This is a genomic window from Nocardioides lianchengensis (assembly GCF_900101465.1).
In the GTDB taxonomy this organism is placed as follows: Bacteria; Actinomycetota; Actinomycetes; order Propionibacteriales; family Nocardioidaceae; genus Nocardioides; species Nocardioides lianchengensis.
This window is the reverse complement of record NZ_FMZM01000015.1, coordinates 26,807-46,996: the sequence shown is the minus strand read 5'-3', so window position 1 is coordinate 46,996 and position 20,190 is coordinate 26,807. Positions and strand designations below refer to the sequence as shown.

The window sequence follows — 20,190 nt, the reverse complement described above, 5'->3', positions numbered from 1 at the left end:
ACTCAGAGCGCGACGCGGGCCCGCTGCTCCGCGACCAGCACGTCGCTCGCGTGGGCGAGCGCCCCCAGCACCTCGGCCCGGTCGTCCAGGACCGACGCCCGCACCACGACCCGCGCCGCGGCCGCGGGCTGCGCCCCGTGCTCGACCGCGGCCCGGACGTGCTCGGCGAGCAGGGCGTTGAGCGGACCGACGTGGCCACCGACCACCAGGGCGCCCGGATTGAGCACGGTCACCAGGCTGGCCAGCACCTCGCCGATCCGGCGTCCGGCGTCGGCGACGACCCGTACGGCGCCGGGGTGCCCGTCGCGGACCAGGTCGCCGAGCCCGTCGGCGTCCAGGTCGTCGCGCGTGACGGGCGCCAGGCTGCCCAGCAGCCGGGGCAGCGAGACGACGGTCTCCAGGCAGCCGCGCGAGCCGCAGCGGCACAGCACCCCGGAGGGATCGACCTGGACGTGCCCGATCTCGCCGGCGGTGCCGCCCGCGCCGCGGAAGAGCCGGCCGTCGAGCACCAGGCCTGCTCCGATCCCGGTGGCCAGCTTCAGGTAGACGAGCGACCCCTGCGGCGAGGCGGCGTCCACGCCGTGCCGCTGCTCGCCGAGCGCCCCCAGGTTGGCGTCGTTGTCGACGACCACCTGCACGCCCAGGAGCTCGCCGAGCTCGGCGCCGGGTCGTCGGCCCACCCACAGCGGCAGGATGTTGTTGTCCGCCACGCGGCCCGAGCTCTCCTCGAGCGGCACCGGCACGCCGACCACCGCGAGCCGCAGCTCGTCGAGACGCCGGCCGGCCGCGGTCACCACCTCCCGGGTCAGCTCGGCCGCGCGCCGGATCGTGTCCTCCGGTCGGTCGGCGCCCCCCAGGGTGGCGGCCCGCTCGGCCAGCACCGCGGCCCCGACGGCCGCCACCGCCACCCGGACGTGGGTGTTGCCGATGTCGACACCGGCGACGATCCCGGCGGGCGGGACCAGGCTCAGCAGGTACGCCGGCCGGCCGCGACCCCGCCGCTCCTGCCCCTCGGCGACCGCGGCCGGCCGCTCGCGGACCAGGCCCTCCGCGATCAGGTCCTGGCTCACCGCGGAGATGGCCGACGAGGAGAGCCCCGTACGGCGGCCGAGGTCGACGCGGCTCGCCGGGCCGTGGTCACCGAGCGCGGCCAGGACCTGCCGCCGGCCCGCGCCGCGACTCCTATTTTCTCCGTTCACAGGCAGAAATGTGCCAGATCATCCGGTCTCGGAGGGGTGTGGTGCGAATTGATCCGGCGGTGGTCTAATCCGGGCGTGACGCTCGTCACCTGTTCGCAGTTCTCTGCCAGTTGAGCGAAAGAAGACATCACTGCTCATGAACCTCCACACCCGACGGCGAGCGACTGCGGCGTCGCTCGCCCTCGTCACCACCGCGGCGCTCGTCGCAGCGCTGCCCTCCGCGCCGGCCTCCGCGGCCGATCCCGACCTGGCCCAGCTGGGCACGGCCACCGCCTCCGCGTCCCAGGACGACCGGGACGGCACCTTCCCGGCGGCCAACGCCATCGACGGCAACCCCACCACCCGCTGGGCCAGCGGCAACGGCCCGGACGACGGCGCCGCGGTCTTCCTGGCCGACCTGACCTCCGACCTGGGCCGTGCGGCCACGGTCTCCTCGGTCGACCTGGCCTGGGAGGCGTCGTACGCCGTCGCCTACGACGTCCAGCTCGCGACCGAGGACCCCGAGGACCCGGCCAGCTGGACCACGGCGTACTCGACGACCACCGGGGACGGCGGTGCCGACGTCATCACCCTCGACACCCCCACGACCGCCCGGTACGTGCGCATCGCCATGAAGAAGCGGGCTGCCGCCACCTGGGAGGCCCCGACGCTGCACTACTACGGCTACTCGCTCTACACCCTCGCGGTGCGCGGCACCTTCGCCCGCCCGCTGGTCGGCCTCGGAGCCCCGACGACGGTGGCGGCGGGAGAGCCCGCCACCGTCCCGGTGCGCCTGTCCAACCCGTCCGAGACCGAGCAGACCGTCCGGGTCCGCACCGGCGGCGGGACCGGCGTCGCCGGCACCGACTACACGGCCGTCGACGAGGTCGTGACGTTCGCGCCCGGGGACACCGAGGAGGCGGTCGAGGTCGAGACCTTCAGCCGGGGCGCACTCGCGCCGCGGCGGACCGTCGACCTCGCACTCAGCGAGCCCAGCGCGGGCATCGACCCCGGTGCTCGCACGTCCACGACGGTGACCATCACGCCGACCGGCGCTCTGCCCGAGACGGGCAGCGCGAACGTGGTCCACGACTTCGAGGACGGCGTCCCCGCCGGCTTCACCACCTGGGGCATCACGGACGCGGTGAAGCCCGTCCTCACCACCGCCCCCGACGGCGACGTCCCCGGGTCCCCTGCCGGCAACGACGCGCTCGTCGCCACCGTGGGCGGTACGCCGGCCGCCGGCGACTGGTTCGGCTTCACGAACGACACCCCCGCCACGGACTGGAGCGCGTACGACGGCTTCAGCTTCTGGTTCCTCGGCACCGGCTCGGGCAAGCGGCTGAGCTACGAGCTGAAGAGCGACGGCCGGATGTTCGACCAGGACGTCACCGACGACTCGACCGGCTGGCGCCGGGTGAAGGTGCTCTTCACCGACCTCCGCCTGAAGGGCAACCACGCCTCCGACGCCCGGTTCACGCCGAACGCCTCGACCGGCTTCGCCGTCACCCTGACCGGGCTCGGCCAGGGCGCGTGGCGCTTCGACGACTTCGCGCTCTACGAGCGGGCGGTCCTGGTCGACGACTACGAGACGCCGGTGCAGATCTCCACCGACGCCCCGGTCGGCTACTTCATCTGGAAGGGCAGCGAGGACACGACCGTCACCATCGGCCAGGAGCCGCAGGAGCGCGGCGCCGTCGTCGACAACGACGTGCTGTCCGGGACCTACGAGATCCCGACCGGCAGCTACGGCGGGTTCTCCAAGAACCTGGTCGACTCCCAGGACTGGAGCAGCTTCCGCGGCATCCGCTTCTGGTGGTACGCCTCGCAGGCCAGCAACCCGGCCTCGCCCACGGCGGGCGCCGACATCCCCGTCGAGGTCAAGGACGGCGGCCCCGACGGCGAGCACTCCGAGCTGTGGCGCGCGACGTTCAAGGACAACTGGGGCTCCTCCACCAGCCGCTGGAAGCTGGTCGAGCTGCCGTTCTCGTCGTTCACCCCGAGCGCCTACCAGCCCGGCAACGCCGAGACCAAGAACGGCACCCTGGACCTGACCAGCGCCTGGGGCTTCGCGGTCACCTTCGCCGTCGGCACGCCGACGCCGGTCCGCTGGGCCCTCGACGACGTCGAGCTCTACGGCACGCCGGCCACCGCCGGCACCGTGTCGGTCGCCCCGACCCAGGACGTCACCCTCGTCGACGCGGGCCAGACCGCCACCGTCGACGTCGCACTGACGACCACCACGGGCGAGCCGACCACCGAGGCCGTCGAGGTCGACTGGGCCACGGGCGGCGGCACGGCCGTCGCGGGGACCGACTACACCGCGGACTCGGGCACGCTGACCTTCCCGGTCGGCACCGAGTCCGGAGCGACGCAGCCTCTGCAGGTCGAGACCCAGGCCCGCGCCGGCGGGTCGGAGGCGCTCGACGTACCGATCGAGCTCACCGCCTCGGGGGTGACCCTGCCCGAGACCCGGACCCGGGTCGTCCTCAACGCCCACGACCTGCCCTACCTCGACGCGGCGCTGCCCACCCCGCAGCGCGTCGCCGACCTGCTGGGCCGGATGAGCATCCAGGAGAAGGCGGGCCAGATGGCCCAGGCCGAGCGGCTCGGGCTGACCAGCCCCGACCAGATCGCCGCGCTGGGCCTCGGCTCGGTGCTGTCCGGCGGCGGGTCGACCCCGAAGGCCAACACGCCCGAGGCCTGGGCCGCCATGATCGACGGCTTCCAGCGCCAGGCCCTCTCGACGCCCCTGCAGGTGCCGCTGGTGTACGGCGCGGACGCCGTGCACGGGCACAGCAACGTCAAGGACGCGACGATCTTCCCGCACAACATCGGGCTGGGCGCGACCCGCGACCCCGCCCTGGTGGAGCGGATCGCCCGGGCCACTGCCTCGGAGACCCGCACCACCGGCGTCAACTGGGCCTTCTCGCCCTGCCTGTGCGTCAGCCGCGACGAGCGCTGGGGCCGCACCTACGAGTCGCTCGGCGAGGACCCCGCGCTCGTGCGGGCGTTCTCCCGGTCGGCCGTCGTCGGCCTCCAGGGCGACGACCCGACCGACATCACCGCCGCCGACGAGGTGCTGGCCTCGGCCAAGCACTGGGCCGGTGACGGCGGCACGTCGTACGACCCGACCAAGGTCGGCAACGGCTACCCGATCGACCAGGGCGTCACGAACGTGACCTCGCTCGAGCAGTTCCGCGAGCTGTACGTCACGCCGTACGAGCCGGCCATCGAGGCGGGCGCGGGCACGATCATGCCGTCGTACTCCGGCGTCTCGGTCGACGGCGGCCCGGTGGTGCGGATGCACGAGAACACCGTGCTCAACACCGACCTGCTCAAGGACGAGCTCGGGTACGACGGGTTCCTCATCAGCGACTGGGAGGGCATCGACAAGCTGCCGGGCGGCACCTACGCCGACAAGGTGGAGCGGTCGGTCAACTCCGGTCTCGACATGGCGATGGCGCCGTACAACTTCGGGGCCTTCATCAACGCCGTGGTCGCCGGGGTCGACGCCGGCGACATCACCGGTGCCCGGGTCGACGACGCCGTCAGCCGGATCCTGACCGAGAAGTTCGACCTCGGGCTCTTCGAGCAGCCGTTCACCGACGCCTCGCAGCGCGAGGCGTTCGGCGGCGAGGCGCACCGGGCGATCGCCCGGAAGGCCGCGGCCGAGTCGCAGGTGCTGCTCCGCAACACCGGCGCGCTGCCGCTCGCCAGGACCGGCAAGCTCTACGTCGCCGGCTCCAACGCCGACGACCTGGGCAACCAGATGGGCGGCTGGAGCATCTCCTGGCAGGGCGGCTCCGGGAAGGGCATGACCACCGGGACGACCATCCTCGAGGGCCTGCAGCAGTCCGCGCCGGACCTCGACGTCACCTACTCGAAGACGGCCGCCGAGCCGACGACCGGGTACGACGCGGGCCTGGTCGTGGTCGGCGAGACGCCGTACGCCGAGGGCCAGGGCGACGTCGGCAACAACGGCAAGTCGCTCTCGCTGTCGAACGCCGACCGGGCTGCGATCGAGACCGTCTGCGGCGCGATGGAGTGCACCGTCGTGGTGGTCTCCGGACGGCCGCAGGTGCTGACCGGTGCGGCGGCCTCGGCCGACGCCGTGGTGGCGTCGTTCCTGCCGGGCAGCGAGGGCGCCGGCGTGGCCGACGTCCTGCTCGGCGACGAGCCGTTCACCGGCCAGCTGCCGATGACCTGGCCGGCCTCGGCCGACCAGGTCCCGGTCAACGTGGGCGACGCGTCGTACGACCCGGCCTACGCCTACGGGTGGGGCCTGCGCACCGACGGTCCGCGGGCCCGGCTGACGACGCTGCGCGCGTCGCTGACCGGGACCGCCGCGAGCGCGGCGCAGGCGCTGCTCGACGCGCCGGTCTGGACGGCCGGGGCGATCGGCGACGCAGACCGCGCCTGGCCGCTGCTGACCGACCTGGCCGCCGAGCTCGGCGGTCGGGACGACGCCGTGCTGCCGCAGGCGGCGGTCGTGGGGTCGCTGGCCCGGGACGTGGCCCAGGCGGCGGTCGTCGCCGGCACCGCCGGGGCCCAGGCCCAGCGCGGGATCGCCGACGCGGAGCACCTGCTCTGGTCGGGGAAGGCCGCGGACGCGGTCGACCTGCTCGGCGAGGTGGCCGGCGTGGAGCCGGTCGCCGAGCCGGACGCGATCACCTCGACCTCGGCGCCGACCGTGCGCGGCAGCGCCGTCGCCGGTGGCCGGCTGGTCGCGACCGCAGGCACCTGGTCGGTGGCGGGGACGACGGCGTCGTACCGCTGGCTGCGGGACGGCAGCGTGGTCCCGGGGGCGACCTCGGCGTCGTACCTGCTGGGGGCGGCGGACGTCGGGCACCGGCTGCGGGTGCGGGTGACCGCGACCAAGGCCGGCTACCTGGCCGGGACGGCCACCTCGGCCGCCACGGCCGTGGTGCGCAAGGCGGTCCCGTCCGTCGCAGTCAGCGTCACGCCGAAGCGGGTGCGTCCGGGGACCCGCCCGAAGGTCCGGGTCCGGGTGAGCAGTAGCGCGATCGACCGGGCGACCGGCCGGATCACGCTGCGCTACGCCGGCAAGGTCCTGCGGGTCACCCTCGACCGCGCCGATCGGGGCGTCGTGACCGTGCGGCTGCCCGCCCGGAGGAAGGGGAGCTACCGGCTCGCCGTCACCTACGACCCCACCGGCTCCGCGGCCCGCGTCCTCACCGGCGCGACCGCGAGGAAGGTGTCGGTCCGGGTGCGCTGAGCGCACCCCTCAGAACGACGACGCCGCTCCCCGCCCACCGGGGGGCGGCGTCGTCACGTCCCGGAGTTGACACCGACTGGCTAACGTCGTTAGCTTTGGGCTAACAACATTAGCCATGAGGAGAGCGACATGACCGAGCACCTCGCCGTCGACGGCGGCACCCTCGCGTACGACGTCACGGGCAGCGGGCCGCTGGTCGTGATGGCCCACGGCATGGGCGACGACCGGGCGTCGTACCGCTTCGTGGTGCCGCAGCTGGTCGCCGCCGGCTACCGGGTGGCGGCGGTCGACCTCCGCGGCTGCGGCGAGTCCAGCGTCGGCTGGTCGTCGTACACCCGCACCGACCTCGCCGGGGACCTGCTGGCGCTGGTCCGCCACCTCGGCGGACCGGCCGTGCTGGTCGGCCACTCGATCTCCGGAGGCGCCGTGACCGTCGCGGCCGCTCTGTCCCCCGAGCTGGTCGCCGGGATCGTCGAGCTCGGCCCATTCACCCGCAAGCAGTCGATCGGCCTGGGCGACCTGCGGTCCAAGGCGTTCCGCACCGGGATGACCCGCCTGCTGATGACCACCGTGCTGGGCAGCACGACCTGGTGGCACCGCTACCTCGACGGCGCGTTCCCGGGCCGCAAGCCGGCCGACTGGGACGACCAGCTCCGCCGCAGCGCGACCGTGCTGGCCGAGCCCGGCCGGATGAAGGCGCTGCAGCAGATGGGCCGGACGGCGCCGACCGACGCCGGCGCCCAGCTGGGCAACATCGTGTGCCCCGCGCTCGTCGTCCAGGGCACCCTCGACCCCGACTGGGCCGACCCCCGCGCCGAGGGCGAGGCCGTCGTCGCGGCCATGCCCGCGGGGCTGGGCACGCTCGAGATGATCGACGGGGCGGGGCACTATCCGCACACCCAGTTCCCGGACGAGACGGTCGCGCTGGTCCTTCCCTTCCTGCAGGCGCACGCCCGTGCCTAGGGCCGGCCTCGACCCGGCGGTCGTGGTCTCCGCCGCGGCCGGTCTCGCCGACGAGGTCGGGCTCCCGAACGTCACCATGGGCCTGCTCGCCGAGCGCCTCGGTGTCCGGCCGCCCTCGCTCTACAAGCACGTCGCCGGCCAGGCCGACCTGGTCCGCCGGATCGCCGTCCTGGCCCTCACCGAGGTGGGGGACGACCTCCGCGACGCCCTGCAGGGCCGCGCCGGCCGGGACGCCCTGGAGGCGGCGGCCCGGACGATCCGGCACTACGTCCTCGAGCACCCCGGGCGGTACGCCGCCACGGTCCGCCTCGAGCCCCAGGGCCCGGACGACCCGATGGACGCGGCCGGGAAGCGCGTCCTGACCTCGCTCGCGGCCGTGCTGGAGGGCTACCCGGTCGACCCGACCGACACCATCCACGCGCTCCGGCTGCTCCGCAGCCTGACCCACGGCTTCGCCGTCCTCGAGGCGGCCGGCGGGTTCCAGCTGGACACCGACGTCGACGAGAGCTTCGCCTGGCTGGTCGACTTCGTGGACCGCGGCCTGCGCCGGACGGACTGACGGCCATGCCACCGGTGGTCGAGCAGGTCGCGCAGCGCCGCACCCGGGAGACGACCTCGATCAGCGTCACCTGGCAGCTGCGGGGGTTTCGACACGCTCACCCGCTAGCGCGGCCTCGCTGCTCAACCAACGGAGGACGCCACCGAGATCGGCTACGGGCGGAGCGTTGCCGTCATGCCGCGCCGAACGGCCGCCCACCCCCGAGAGGGTGAGCGGCCGTTCGGTGTCTCAGCGACCGGTCAGCGGGTGAGCCGGACGGTCAGCCGCTGGGTGCTGCCGTCGGCAAACCGGACCACGAGCACGGCCCGGACCGCGGCCTTGCCCTTCAGCTGCTTGCGGGCCAGCTTGGTGAGGCTGAGCCGCACCTTGCCGCGGGCCCCCGCCTTCAGGGTGACCTTGCCCGTGCCGAGCTGCTTCCCGCTGGCCAGCCGGAGCGAGACCGTGCCCCGGCAGGCGCCCTGGACGCAGCGCAGCGTGACCGCCGCCTTGCGACGAGCCTTGTCGGCGTCGACCTTGGTGCCGACCGTCGCCAGCTTCGGCTTCACGACCGGCGGCGGGGGCGGCGGGGTCACCACCGGCTTCTTCGTGACGGTCAGCGACCCGCTGCCCTCGCCCGGGTCGTGGGCGGCGTCGCCGTCGTACGACGCGGAGAGCGCGACCGGTCCGGTCCGGTCGAACGGCCCGACCGTGATGCTGGCCTTCCCGTCGACGAGGGTGGCCGCGGGGAGCGCCGTCCCGCCGACGGTCAGGACGACCTCGCCGGTGGGCGTCTCCTCGGCGGGCGAGTCGACCGCCACCTCGACCTTCGTGGTCCGACCGACCTCCACCGTCGCCGGCGTCGGGGTGACCGTCACCGTGGGGGCGACGTTCTCCGGGTCGGCCAGCTCCTTGACCTGCACGTCGCGGTAGAGGACGTTCTCGCCGTTGCCGTGGTTCTGCAGGCCCACGTACGACGGCCAGTCCAGCCGGGCCGGGTCGGCGCTGGTGAAGTCGTTGACCAGCACCTCGTTGAGGTAGATGCGGATCCGCTTGCCCTCCACCCGGATCTCGTAGTGGTTCCACGCACCCTGCGGGTTCAGCGCAGCGTCCCGCTTCGGCAGGTCCGCGGACTGGAAGTTGTAGACGGCGCCCGTGGTGCTGTCGGCGTCGTCCGTGGCGTCGATCTGGATCTCGTAGCCCTGGTTGACCGCGACCCACGGGTCGGTGCCCGGGTTCGGGAACCCGACGAACACGCCGCCGTTGTGGTCGGCCGTGAGCTTCCAGTCCAGCTGGAGGGAGTAGTCGCCCTCCAGCGCGTCCTGGTGCCAGAGCAGGCCCAGACCGCCGTGGGTCTTGAGCGTGCAGTCCGCCTCGCGGGTGAAGAACCCGGGGCCGGCCATGTTCCAGTCCTCGAGGCTGGCCGCGGTGCCGTCGTACAGCATCCGGTAGCCGGGGTCGGCCGTGGTCGCCTCACAGGTGTCGGGCTCGACGACCGGCTCGGTGATCGTGAACTTCTCGAAGCGCCCGATCTGGGAGCCCGAGCCGTTGTACGCCGCCACGCCGACCTTCGGGTCGACCAGCCCGGTGGACGGGTAGCCCGCCCCCATGGACTGCCAGCTCGTTCCCTGGTCGAGGGAGTACTTCGCCTGGATGGTGGTGCCGGTCGAGACCATCTGCAGCTGCAGGTCCTTCGGAGCGCCGGGGAGCGCCGGGCTGTTGGAGAAGACCATCTGCCCGTCGATGCGCCGCCCGAACTCGAGGACCCAGGTGCTCTGCGGGGTGCGCATGGCGACGACCTTGGCCCAGTTGTCCGTGCTGGTGTGGGCGATCAGCCCGCCCTGCAGGTACTCCTTGGTCCCGGTGAGCGACAGCTGGGTGGTCGCCGCCCAGGTGCCGTCGGACGGCGCGGGCTGCAGGACGACGTTGCGGGCGCTGAAGATCCCGCCCGTGATGTCGCCGCTCTGCGCGGAGAGCCGCAGCTCGCCGTCGCGGACCTCGAGCCCGCCGGGGGCGGGGTTGAGGACCGTGCTCCAGCGGCAGGTGTCGAGCGCGTCGCCCTCGAACTCGTCGTCGGACGAGACCCCCTCCGGGTCGCAGACCGGGGCGCTCTCGGCGACGTCGACGTAGTCGACGTTGACGCGACCGTCGGTCTGGCCGTTGGCGGCCGGCACGGTGTAGGTGACGGTGTTGCTGCCCTCCTGGAGGGCCACCCTCTCGACCGAGGCGCGCCATGCGTTCCACGCGCCGGTGTTGGCCAGCGACACCGACCGCGCCGGGCCGCCGTTGACCGAGAGGTCGAGCTTCTTGGTCAGGTTCGGGGCCGGGTGCGGACCGTTGGCGTAGCCGAGCGTCAGGTCGTGGTCCCCGGCCGCGTCGGCGTCCACGGTGAAGCTCACCGAGGCACCCCCCGTCTCGAGACCGCCGACGTAGCCCGTGCCGCTGAAGCCGGCGTGCTCGTTCTGGAGGTTGGCACCGCCCGAGCGGGCCGCCGACTCCGCCTCGTACCGCGTGGAGGTCGGTCGGAGAACCTGGACGTAGTCGAGGTTCACGTGCCCGTCGTCGCCGGTCACCTTCTCGAGCCGGATCGTGCTCGGTCCGGCCGGGAGGGTGATCTGACGCGTGATGCTGCCCCAGGTCTTCCAGCCGCCGGTGGACGGCAGGGAGAGCTGGGTGCGCTGGTCGTTCACGAACACGCTGAGCTTCTTGGTGCCCTCGAACGGGTTGGGCCCGTTGGCGTAGCCGAGCTTGAGGTCGTAGGTGCCCGCCTCGTCGACGACGACCTGGACGGTCGAGCCGGCGCCCACGTCGCCCATGCCCGCGACGAAGCCGCTGCCGCTGAAGCCCGCGTGCTCGTTCTGGATGTTGGCGCTGCCGGTGAGCTCACCGTCCTCCAGCTCGTAGAGCCCGAAGGGAGCGGGCTCCGGCTCCGGCTCGACGTACCCCGGGTAGGAGTTGAGCGTGTACCAGGCCTCGGTGCTCCACAGGGTCTCGCCGGAGGTGGCGGAGAACGGTCGCGGCGAGCGCAGGTGCACGACCCGGTCGGGCTTCATCCCGTCGACCTGGATCCGGACGGTGCGGCCGTCCGGCGAGGCGACGGCGCTGGTGACCTCGAGGGTCTCCTCGTCGAGCTTCGGGCCGCCGTACTGGGCGGTGGCCTTGTAGCGCCACTGGTCGAGCTGGTACTTGCTCGCCAGGCCGGCGAGCGTCGCCGGGGACAGCGGCTTGGTGTACGTGACGTCGAAGCCGCCCTCGACGACCTTCATCGACTCCATGTCGAAGGGGACCGTGTCGTTCAGCTCGAGCTTCTGCAGGCCGAAGCGGAGCTTGCCGGTCTGGCCCCAGTTGCCGCCGGCGCCGATGCCGCCGACGTAGAGCGTGCCGTCCTCGTCGCGCAGCACCCGGCTCGAGCCGGCCTCGAGGCCCTGGCTCATCCGGAACAGCGCGCCCTGGTACTCGCCGTCGACCTTGTCCAGGTAGGCGCGCTGCAGACCGCCGTACGTGACGTCGCCGATCAGCAGCTGGCCGGCGTACGGGCCCTCCTCGACCAGCACCGGCTGGCTCGGGGAGTTGGCGATCTCGTTCTGCGGCATCCACAGGATCGGCTTGGTCACCGGCTCCTCGTCGAAGCGGCCCTTGGTGCCGCCGGGGCCGGTGGTGAAGTGGTTGAAGAAGCGGCCGGGCTTGATCTCGACCAGCTTGGAGGCCGGCAGCCAGCCGCCCTGGTTGTCGGTCACCAGGATCTCGCCGTCGGGCCCTCGGCCCATGCCGTGCGGGGTGCGCAGGCCGCCGGCGACGTACTCGATCTCGCCGGTCTCCTTGTCGACCGTGATGTGGGTGCCGCGGTCGTGGGAGCCCTGCGGGACGGTGGTCGCGCCGCCGAGGTTGATCGAGACCGACAGGTTCAGGTGGAACTTGCCGCCCTCGTAGAGCATCCCGAACGCGAACTCGTGGAAGTTGCCGTCGAACGGCCAGGTCGCGACCGTCTCCTTGGTCTCGAAGACGCCGTCGTCGCCGGCGTCGACCAGCTTGCTGAGCTGGTGCTTCTCGGAGACGTAGACGTCGCCGTCGACGACCTTGACGCCCATCGGCTCCTTCAGCGCGCCGGCGATCTTGGTGCGGGTGACGCCGGCCGGGCTGGTGGCGGTCTTCACGCCCTTCAGGCGCCAGAGCTCGCCGAGGGAGACGTTGCCCTGGTCGTTGCCGTTGCCGCCCCAGGTGAGGACGAGCAGGTCGTCGCCGTCCCACTCCAGGCCGGAGACCTGCGGCTCGAAGCCCGCCGGGCGCAGGTCGACCAGGTCGTACGCCGGGTTGACCGCGTCGAGCTGGAGGCCGTCGCCGGCGGAGTCGGACTGGCCCTCGCACTGCTTGAAGCCGGGGGCGGTCACCCGGGTCACGCCGGCCTCGGTGCTGAGCACCGAGGTGGGGACCACGGAGAAGGTGGTCTGGCCCGGCTTCTGCCACTGCAGGGTCAGCCGCTCGCCGTTGGTGCCCTCGAAGTAGTTGACGCGCAGCGGGTGGACGCCGGCGGTCAGGGTGACGCTGCCGTCCTTGGCGGTCGGGCCGTGCAGGCCGTCGTGGTCGATGACGAGCTGGTCGCCGATGAACAGGTCGGAGCCGTCGTCGCTGGTCAGCCGGAACTGGTACGTACCAGCGGTGTCGATGCTCAGGTTCGCGAGCACCTGCACCAGGTAGTTGTCCTGCAGCCCGCCGAAGTCGTCGGGCGCGTCCCAGTCGATGGTCGGCTTGAGCAGGTCGACGTTCGGCGTCTGACCGGACTTGAGCGTGCAGAGGTCCGAGATGGGCTGGCCGAGCTGGAAGGCCCGCATGGTGACCCCCGGCTCGTCGCCGGCGGGGACCGCGGAGGCGGCCGTGACCCCGGTGGCGACACCCAGGGCGAGCGCGCCCGCGAGGACGACGGCCAGTGGCCCTCGTCTGCGCAGGCGGGACGGACGTTGCGACGTACTGCTCATCGACACCAGTGACCTCCAGAAGGGCCCCGGGCTGCGAGTGCCGGGGACGCGTGACCGGCGTCACTGTAGGGCGCTTTCGTCAGGATGTGAATAACTTTGTCCAGTTGGTTGCAAAAGCCGTCCAGACCGCTACAGTCGCGGCGTGCTGGAGCAGCTGGGTCGCTGGACCCATCGCCGTCGTACGGCGGTCCTGGCCCTGTGGGCCGCCCTCGTCGTCGCCGGACTCGTCCTCGGCGGCGCGGTCTTCGAGAACGCCCAGGAGCCGGGCGACCGGCCCGGCGTCGAGTCCACCCTGGTCGAGGAGCGGCTCGACGGGGTCGATCCGTCGGGCGAGACGGTCGTGGCCGTGCTGAGCGGCGCCGACGCGCTCGGGGTGACCCTGGTCGGGGAGGCCAGCCGGATCCTCTACGAGCTCCGCGACCTGCCCGGCGTCGCCGAGCTCCGCGACCCCTACACGAGCGGCGCCGCCGACCTGGTGGCCGACGACGGCCAGGGCGCCGTCGTCGAGGTCGAGCTCGACCCCGCGCTCGAGGACGACGACGCCCTCGACGTGGCCGACCGGGTCACCGAGCGGCTGCGCACCCTGCCCTTCCCCACCGTGCTCGTCGGCGGCGAGCTCTACGCCGAGAAGGCCTTCGCCGACCAAGCGATGCGCGACGCCGCCAAGGGCGAGGGCATCGCGCTGGTGCTGCTGCTGGTCGTGCTGGTGGTCGCCCTCGGCGGCTGGCTGGTCGGCTCGCTGCCGGTGGCCACCGCGCTCGCGGCCGTGGCCGGCTCGCTGCTGTCCCTGACCGGCTTGGCGGCCGTCACCACCGTCAGCGAGTACGCCGTCAACGTGGTCACCGTGCTGGGCCTCGGCCTCTCCGTCGACTACGGGCTCCTCGTCGTGGCGCGCTTCCGCGAGGAGCGCGCCGCCGCCGGCTCCCGCGGCGACCCCGAGCAGGTGCTCGGCCGGGTGGTCGCCACGGCCGGGCGCACCGTGCTCGTCTCCGGCCTCACCGTCGGCACCGCGCTCGCCGGCCTGCTCGTGCTGGGCGACCCGGTGCTGACCGGCATGGCCGTGGGCGGCGTCGTGGCGGTCGCGGTCGCGACCCTCGCCGGCCTGACCCTCACCCCGGCCCTGGTCGCGGTCGCCGGCGGCCGGATCCCGGCGCCCGACGTACGACGGGGCACCCGCCGGCCCCGGCCCGCGGGCCGCTCGCTGCTGGCCCGGCAGGCCGCCTTCGCCCAGGCCCGGCCCTGGCCGGTCCTGCTCGGCGCGACCGCGCTGCTGCTCCTGCTGGCCGCCCCGCTGTTGAGCCTCGAGGTCGGCAGCTCCGACACCCGGTCGCTGCCCGCCGACAGCGAGCCGCGGCTCGCGCAGGAGACCATCGAGCGCGACCACACCGAGACCAGCACGGCGTTCGTCACCGTGCTCGCGGATCCGCCGCCCGAGGACCCGCGCGTCGGCGAGCTGGCCCGGGCCCTGCGTGGGCTCGACGACGTCCGCGACGTCACGATCTGGGACCCGCTCGCCGACGGGACGAGCCAGCTCATCGTCGAGCCCGCCGGCGCCGTCGCGGGGCCGGCCGCGCAGGGGGTCGTCGAGGAGATCCGGTCGCGCGACCTCGGGCTCCCGGTCCTGGTCGGCGGGCCCGCCGCGCAGCTGGTCGACGCCCGGGGGGAGATGGCCGACCGGCTGCCGTTCGCGATCCTGCTCGTCGCCCTGGTCACCGGCCTGCTGCTGCTCGCGCTGACCGGGTCGGTCGTCGTCCCGCTGAAGACGCTGGTGCTCAACCTGCTCTCGCTCGGCGCCACCCTCGGCGTCACGGTGGCCGTCTTCCAGTGGGGTTGGGGCTCCTCGCTGCTCGGCTTCAGCTCCTGGGGCGCCCTCGACATCACGACGCCGCTGCTGCTGTTCATGTTCGCGTTCGGGCTCTCGATGGACTACCACGTGTTCCTGGTCGCCCGCATCCGCGAGGCCTGGCAGCACCCACCTCGCGGCCGCGACGCGCCGGCCCCCGGCAGCCGGGCCGCCAACGACCGGGCCGTGCTGGCCGGCATCACGTCGTCCGGACCGGTCGTGACCCTGGCCGCCGTCGCGATCGCCATCGTGTTCGTCGGCTTCGCCAGCGGCGAGCTGGTGGCGGTCAAGGAGATCGGCATCGGCATGACCGTGGCCGTCCTCCTCGACGTCACGGTCGTGCGCGGCCTGCTGCTGCCGGCCGCGATGACGCTCCTGGGGCAGTGGAACTGGTGGCCGGGGCTGGGCCGCCCGCGCCCGTCGTACGGCGGTGAGCAGGCCACCGGTCGGCGGCCTCGGACGGTGGAACGCTCACCGGCCGGCCGGTAGCTCCGCGCGGCACGCCGGGGGGTGCCGCACCCTAGGGTGACCGGCGTGACGGAGAGCGAGTACGACGGGGAGGACTGGCGTGGCCGCGACCTGACCGGGGAGCGGTTCAGCGGAGTGTCCTTCCGCGACGTCGACCTCGGCGGCGCGGTCAGCCGGGGCGCGGTCTTCGAGGGCTGCACCTTCCACGACGTCGACCTCAACGGGGCGGTGCTGACCGACACCGCCTTCACCGGCTGCACCTTCACCCGCTCGGCGCTGTTCTCGACGACCTTTCGGCGCTGCAAGCTCACCGGCTCGGAGTTCGACCGCTGCCGGTTCGGGCTGCTCCAGGTCGACGGCGGCACCTGGGACTTCGTGGGCCTGCGGGCCGCGGACCTCCGCAAGAGCACGTTCACGAGCGTCAGCCTCCGCGAGGCCGACCTGACCGGCGCCCGCTTCGACGGCGGCACCCTGCGTGACGTCGACCTGCTCGGTGCCACCCTCCACGAGACGTCGTTCACCCGGGCCGACCTGCGCGGCTCCAACCTGGTCTCCGTCGACGCACGGGTCGCCCTGCTCCGGGACGCGGTCGTCGACCCGTCGCAGGCCGCCGTCCTCGTCGAGGGCCTGGGGCTGCGGGTCGAGCAGTAGACCTCAGCGGTGCCGCACCACCGGCACCTCGATGCCGTCGCCGGCGTCGAGGTCGCCGTCGGCGTGGTCGTCGGGGAACGCCTCCAGCATGTCCTCGGGATCGACGAGCGTGACGTCGTGGCCGTCCTGGACGAGCCGACGCACGGCCTCCAGCAGCATCCGGCGGCCGACGTCGCGCACCTCGTGCACGCGGGTCAGGTCGAGGACGACCGCCGCCTCGGTCGGCGGCTCCTCGGTCAGGTAGCGCAGCACCCGCTCCATGCCGACGAAGTTGACCGACCCCTGGAGCTCGTAGGCCCATCCGTGCCCGGTCTTCCCGCCGGGCAGCTCGGTGCGGCCGCGGACCAGCGAGCGCGCGGGCGGCGGCACCTCCATCAGGTGCATGCCCATGTCGTGGGAGAGCCGCTCGAAGACCTGGACGCCGCGCACCGAGTTGCCGTGCCTGTCGAGCCGCGGCGAGAAGGTCGCCAGCCCGGCCTGGCCCGGGAGCGCGCCGATCAGGCCGCCGGCCACCCCGCTCTTCGCCGGGATCCCGACGCTGGTGAACCAGTCGCCGGCGGCGTCGTACATCCCACAGGTGGCCATCACCGCCATCACCTGCCGGGTCACCTCGCGGGGGACGACGCGCTCGCCGCTGACCGGGTGCACGCCCCCGTTGGCGAGGGTGGCCGCCATCAGGGCGAGGTCGCGCACGGTGACCAGCAGCGAGCACTGGCGCGTGTAGCCCTCGACCACCTCCTGCGCGTCCTTCTCGACGATCCCGTGGCTGCGGAGCATGAACGCGATCGCGCGGTTGCGGTCGGCGGTCTCGAGCTCGGAGGTGAAGACCTCCTCGTCGAGCTCCAGGTCCCGGCCGGCGAACGCGGAGAAGCCGCGCCGTACGGTCTCGTCGTCGATCAGCGCGTGCACCGTCAGCGCGCCGGCGTTGATCATCGGGTTGAACGGCCGTCCGGTGCCGATCTCCAGCGACAGCTCGTTGAACGCGTCGCCCGAGGGCTCGACGCCGACCTTCTCGAGGACCGCGTCGAGGCCGTGCTCGGCCAGCGCGAGGGCGTAGGCGAACGGCTTCGAGATCGACTGGATCGAGAAGGCGACGTCCGCGTCCCCGACCGCGTAGGTGGCCCCGTCGACGGTCGCCAGCGCCAACGCGAACCGGTCCGGGTCGGCCTGGGCGAGCTCGGGGATGTACGCCGCGAGCTCGCCGCTCCCGTCGCCTCCGCACACGTCGAGGACCTCGGTCAGGTAGTCGGGGATCGGGGAGCGCACGCCCCCACCCTGACACCCGGCTGACAACATCGGGTCATGACCATCCTGGCCCTCGGGGGCGGCGGCTTCTCCATGGAGCCCGACAACCCACTGCTCGACGACTTCCTGCTCTCCCTCGCCTCCCGACGTCGCGGCGCGGGCGGCCGGGCGCGGGTCTGCTTCGTGCCCACGGCGAGCGGCGACTCCGAGTCGTACGGCGACCGCTTCGTGGAGGCGTTCGCCGAGCGGGCCGAGACTAGCCAGCTGCGCCTCTTCCACCTCCACGAGCTCGAGGGTCTTTCGGTCCGCGAGCACCTGCTCGCGCAGGACGTCGTGTACGTCGGCGGCGGCAGCACCGCCAACCTGCTCGCGATCTGGCGGCTGCACGGCGTCGACGAGGTCCTGCGGGAGGCGGTCGCGGACGGCGTGGTGCTGGCCGGGATCAGCGCCGGGATGAACTGCTGGTTCGAGGGCTCGGTGACCGACTCCTTCGGCCCGCTCGCGGCGCTGCCGGACGGGCTCGGGCTGGTCCCGGGCAGTGCCTGCCCGCACTACGACGGCGAGGAGGAGCGGCGGCCGTCGTACCTCGACCTGGTCGGGAGCGGCGCGCTCCCGGACGGCTACGCCGCCGAGGACGGCTGCGGGCTGCTGTTCCGCGACGGCGAGCTGGTCGAGGCGGTCTCGTCGCGCCCCGAGGCCCGCGCGTTCCGGGTGCACGTCGCCGGCGGTGGTCTGGACCTGGTCGACGGCATGCAGGCTCCGACGGTCGCCGAGAGCCCGCTCGAGGTGCGCTACCTGGGCTAGTGGCCCGCCAGGTGCTCGGCGGCGAGGAACGCCAGCCCGAGGGCGGGCAGCAGCCCGTTGCCGGCGAGGTAGCCGGCCGCCCCGTGCCCGGAGATCCCCGCGGCAGCGCCGCCCGAGGCGTAGAGCCCGGGCACCGCCGAGCCGTCCGCGCGCAGCACCCGCGCGTGCTCGTCGACGACCAGCCCGCCCTGGGTGTGGAAGAGCGCGGGCGTGACCGGGACGGCGCGGTACGGCGCCTCGAGCGGGGCCTCCCAGCGGGTCCGGCCGTGCTCGTCGGGGGTCCCGTCCGCGGCCGACGCCCGGGCCGCCTCGAGGGTCGCGGCGAGGACCTCGGGGTCGACCTCGATCGCGGCCGCGAGGGCGGCGGCGTCGTCCGCCGTCCGGGTCACCCCGGACTCGACGGTGTCGCGGTAGTCGGTGAAGGAGAGGCAGGCCTCGTGGACCCGCTCGTCGAGCACGATCCAGCCACGGCCGCCCTCGGCCGCCTGCAGCGCGGCGGCGTACTCGGAGTAGCCGGTGGTCTCGTCGCCGAAGCGCCGCCCGGCGACGTCGACCACGACGGCGCCGTGCATGACCGTGGCCCAGCCGGCCAGCGTCGCCGCCGGGGTGAGCGCGGCGTGGCCCTGGTAGGCGTCGAGGTACGCCGTCGCCGCGCCCAGCCGCTCGCCGATCCGCAGCGCGTCCCCGGTGGAGCCCTCGCTGCCGTGGTAGGTCGCACCCGCGATCTCGGGCAGGTGCTCGGCCACCAGCTCGCGGTCGGCGCCGAAGCCGTTGGTCGCCAGCAGCACCGCCCGGGTGGGGATCCGCTCCTCGCCGTTGGGGGTGTCGACGACCGCGTGCAGCACGCCGTCGTCGCCCTCCTCCACGCCGGTGAGCCGCGCCGGGACCATCAGGTCGACGAGGTCGGAGGAGCGCACCGCGCGCACGACGTCGGCCAGCATCGCCTGGCCGGCCCGCCCGGGGACGGTATGGCAGCGGTAGGCGGAGTGGCCGGGGTAGCCGAAGTCGGTCACCAGCGACAGCGGGAGCCCGACATCGTCGGCCAGCCACTCCAGCAACCGGGCGCTGACCCCGGCCAGCGCGGCCGCCAGGCGCTCGTCCGCCTCGCCGTGGGTCTTGGCCCGCACGTCGGCGAGGAACTGCTCGGGCGAGTCCTCGACGCCGGCCTCGCGCTGCCAGCGGGTCCCGGCCCCGGGCACCATCGCCGTCGACATCGCGGTGTTGTTGCCGCGGGCGAAGTGCTCGTTGCGCTCCACCACCAGCACGCTCAGGCCGAGCGACGCCGCGCGCAGCGCGGCCACCAGCCCGCCGCCCGCGCCGGCCACCACCAGGTCGGGTCCCTCGACGGCGCTCATGCCCGCACCCCCGTCACCGCGCCGCGGTGGGCCAGCAGCGCCAGCGCGGCCGCCGTCGGGTCCAGCAGGTACGGCGCCGTCGCCTGCTCGGCCACCTCGACGGCCGAGCAGGCGTTCAGCACGTAGTCGCAGTCGAGCCCCTCGACCGCCCGCGCCGCGGCGACGGCCCAGGTCGCGTCGTCGGCGATGTCCTCGACACTCAGATCCAGCACCGCGGTCGGCGCCACCGTCGCGACGTCGTACGACGCCAGCCGGCGATCGAGCTCGGCGGCGATGGCCGCGTTGCGGGCGACCGCCCCGAGTCGGGCGCCCTGCCCGGCGACGAACCCGGCGGCCAGCCGGCCGATGCCGAAGACCGGCCGGGGCAGGTCGTGATCGGCACCGCTGAGCGGGTCGAGCACGCAGTCGGGCAGGTAGCCGTCCCAGCCGGCGGGGTCCGCCGCGCGGTAGCGCTCCAGCAGGGCGGCCTCGCTCGCCCGCACGTCGGCCGCGGTCTCGAGGGCCCGCGGACCCTCGCCGAGGTGCTCGAGGTCGACGCGGACGCCGTCCGGCGCGAGCTCGTCGTAGCGCGCCTGGCGGCGGGCCAGCTCGGCGTCGTCGACGACGATGGGGGTGATGGCGAGCAGGCGCATCAGGACGGGTCCTCCCGGGTCGTGAGCGGGTCGTTCGGGTGCTGCGCGAGCGGATGGACGGTGATGTCCATCCAGGGGTGCAGCGGCAGCGAGGTCAGGCAGGCGTGCAGCTCGGTGGCGTCGGCGACGTCGTACAGGCTCCAGTTGGCCCAGCGCCCGGGGACCCGCCAGAGCCGCCGCAGCCGGCCCTCGGCCGCCAGCCGCTGCCCCTGGGCGAGCTCGCGCTCGAAGATCTCGGCGCGCCGCTCCTCGGGCTCGTCGGGCGGCCAGACGATCTCGATGTGGACGAGGAACTCCATGGTCG

Annotated in this window: 12 protein-coding genes; 6 read left to right on the top strand and 6 right to left on the bottom strand. The window is 73.7% G+C overall.

Translation table 11 applies throughout. From position 1 onward, the window contains the following. Positions 1-2 precede the first annotated feature (2 nt). On the bottom strand, positions 3-1,199 hold the full coding sequence (locus BLT76_RS22440; RefSeq protein ID WP_090860544.1) for an ROK family transcriptional regulator: 1,197 nt from the start codon (positions 1,197-1,199) through the stop codon (positions 3-5). Between the two features lie 136 nt (positions 1,200-1,335). On the opposite strand from BLT76_RS22440, the gene BLT76_RS22435 reads away from it, so the two are divergent. The 3 genes from BLT76_RS22435 (at position 1,336) to BLT76_RS22425 (ending at position 7,939) form a co-directional block, all read left to right on the top strand. Then, positions 1,336-6,417, top strand: a complete 5,082-nt coding sequence (locus BLT76_RS22435) for a glycoside hydrolase family 3 N-terminal domain-containing protein (RefSeq protein ID WP_090860543.1) — start codon at positions 1,336-1,338, stop codon at positions 6,415-6,417. Positions 6,418-6,546: 129 nt separating this feature from the next. Next, entirely contained in the window at positions 6,547-7,380 is an 834-nt protein-coding gene (locus tag BLT76_RS22430; RefSeq protein ID WP_090860542.1) for an alpha/beta fold hydrolase, read from the top strand. After that, on the top strand, positions 7,373-7,939 hold the full coding sequence (locus BLT76_RS22425; protein ID WP_170867209.1) for a TetR/AcrR family transcriptional regulator: 567 nt from the start codon (positions 7,373-7,375) through the stop codon (positions 7,937-7,939). The genes BLT76_RS22430 and BLT76_RS22425 overlap by 8 nt, the downstream gene beginning before the upstream one ends. A gap of 239 nt (positions 7,940-8,178) precedes the next feature. Here the strand turns inward: BLT76_RS22425 and BLT76_RS26220 are convergent, their stop codons facing one another. Beyond that, positions 8,179-12,888, bottom strand: coding sequence for a 3-keto-alpha-glucoside-1,2-lyase-like domain-containing protein (locus BLT76_RS26220; RefSeq protein WP_211753166.1), 4,710 nt, complete (start codon positions 12,886-12,888; stop codon positions 8,179-8,181). Between the two features lie 142 nt (positions 12,889-13,030). Between BLT76_RS26220 and BLT76_RS22405 the strand changes: the two genes are divergently transcribed. Continuing rightward, entirely contained in the window at positions 13,031-15,220 is a 2,190-nt protein-coding gene (locus tag BLT76_RS22405) for an MMPL family transporter (protein ID WP_090860540.1), read from the top strand. A 45-nt stretch (positions 15,221-15,265) separates the two neighbouring features. Next, entirely contained in the window at positions 15,266-15,850 is a 585-nt protein-coding gene (locus tag BLT76_RS22400; protein ID WP_211753164.1) for a pentapeptide repeat-containing protein, read from the top strand. Positions 15,851-15,853: 3 nt separating this feature from the next. Here the strand turns inward: BLT76_RS22400 and BLT76_RS22395 are convergent, their stop codons facing one another. After that, positions 15,854-17,116, bottom strand: coding sequence for a glutaminase (locus BLT76_RS22395; RefSeq protein ID WP_090860538.1), 1,263 nt, complete (start codon positions 17,114-17,116; stop codon positions 15,854-15,856). 36 nt (positions 17,117-17,152) lie between these two features. Here BLT76_RS22395 and BLT76_RS22390 point away from each other — a divergent pair, with 36 nt between their 5' ends. Next, positions 17,153-17,899 carry a Type 1 glutamine amidotransferase-like domain-containing protein gene (locus BLT76_RS22390; protein WP_090860537.1) on the top strand — a complete coding sequence of 249 codons (747 nt, stop codon included), beginning with the start codon at positions 17,153-17,155 and terminating at the stop codon, positions 17,897-17,899. Here the strand turns inward: BLT76_RS22390 and BLT76_RS22385 are convergent. The 3 genes from BLT76_RS22385 to BLT76_RS22375 are packed head-to-tail and all read right to left on the bottom strand — an operon-like array spanning position 17,896 to position 20,185. Beyond that, positions 17,896-19,254, bottom strand: coding sequence for an FAD-dependent oxidoreductase (locus tag BLT76_RS22385; protein WP_090860536.1), 1,359 nt, complete (start codon positions 19,252-19,254; stop codon positions 17,896-17,898). The genes BLT76_RS22390 and BLT76_RS22385 overlap by 4 nt on opposite strands. After that, positions 19,251-19,886: an aspartate/glutamate racemase family protein gene (locus BLT76_RS22380; protein ID WP_090860535.1), complete on the bottom strand. Its 636-nt coding sequence runs from the start codon at positions 19,884-19,886 to the stop codon at positions 19,251-19,253. Before BLT76_RS22380 ends, BLT76_RS22385 begins: the two co-directional genes overlap by 4 nt. Beyond that, positions 19,886-20,185: a muconolactone Delta-isomerase gene (locus BLT76_RS22375; protein ID WP_090860534.1), complete on the bottom strand. Its 300-nt coding sequence runs from the start codon at positions 20,183-20,185 to the stop codon at positions 19,886-19,888. Before BLT76_RS22375 ends, BLT76_RS22380 begins: the two co-directional genes overlap by 1 nt. Positions 20,186-20,190 lie beyond the last annotated feature (5 nt).

Bases quoted from the DNA above. Each gene is read 5' to 3' on its own strand.
- BLT76_RS22380 (WP_090860535.1), bottom strand. From the start codon at position 19,886: ATGCGCCTGCTCGCCATCACCCCCATCGTCGTCGACGACGCCGAGCTG.
- BLT76_RS22375 (WP_090860534.1), bottom strand. From the start codon at position 20,185: ATGGAGTTCCTCGTCCACATCGAGATCGTCTGGCCGCCCGACGAGCCC.
- BLT76_RS26220 (WP_211753166.1), bottom strand. From the start codon at position 12,888: ATGAGCAGTACGTCGCAACGTCCGTCCCGCCTGCGCAGACGAGGGCCA.
- BLT76_RS22430 (WP_090860542.1), top strand. From the start codon at position 6,547: ATGACCGAGCACCTCGCCGTCGACGGCGGCACCCTCGCGTACGACGTC.
- BLT76_RS22435 (WP_090860543.1), top strand. From the start codon at position 1,336: ATGAACCTCCACACCCGACGGCGAGCGACTGCGGCGTCGCTCGCCCTC.
- BLT76_RS22385 (WP_090860536.1), bottom strand. From the start codon at position 19,254: ATGAGCGCCGTCGAGGGACCCGACCTGGTGGTGGCCGGCGCGGGCGGC.
- BLT76_RS22390 (WP_090860537.1), top strand. From the start codon at position 17,153: ATGACCATCCTGGCCCTCGGGGGCGGCGGCTTCTCCATGGAGCCCGAC.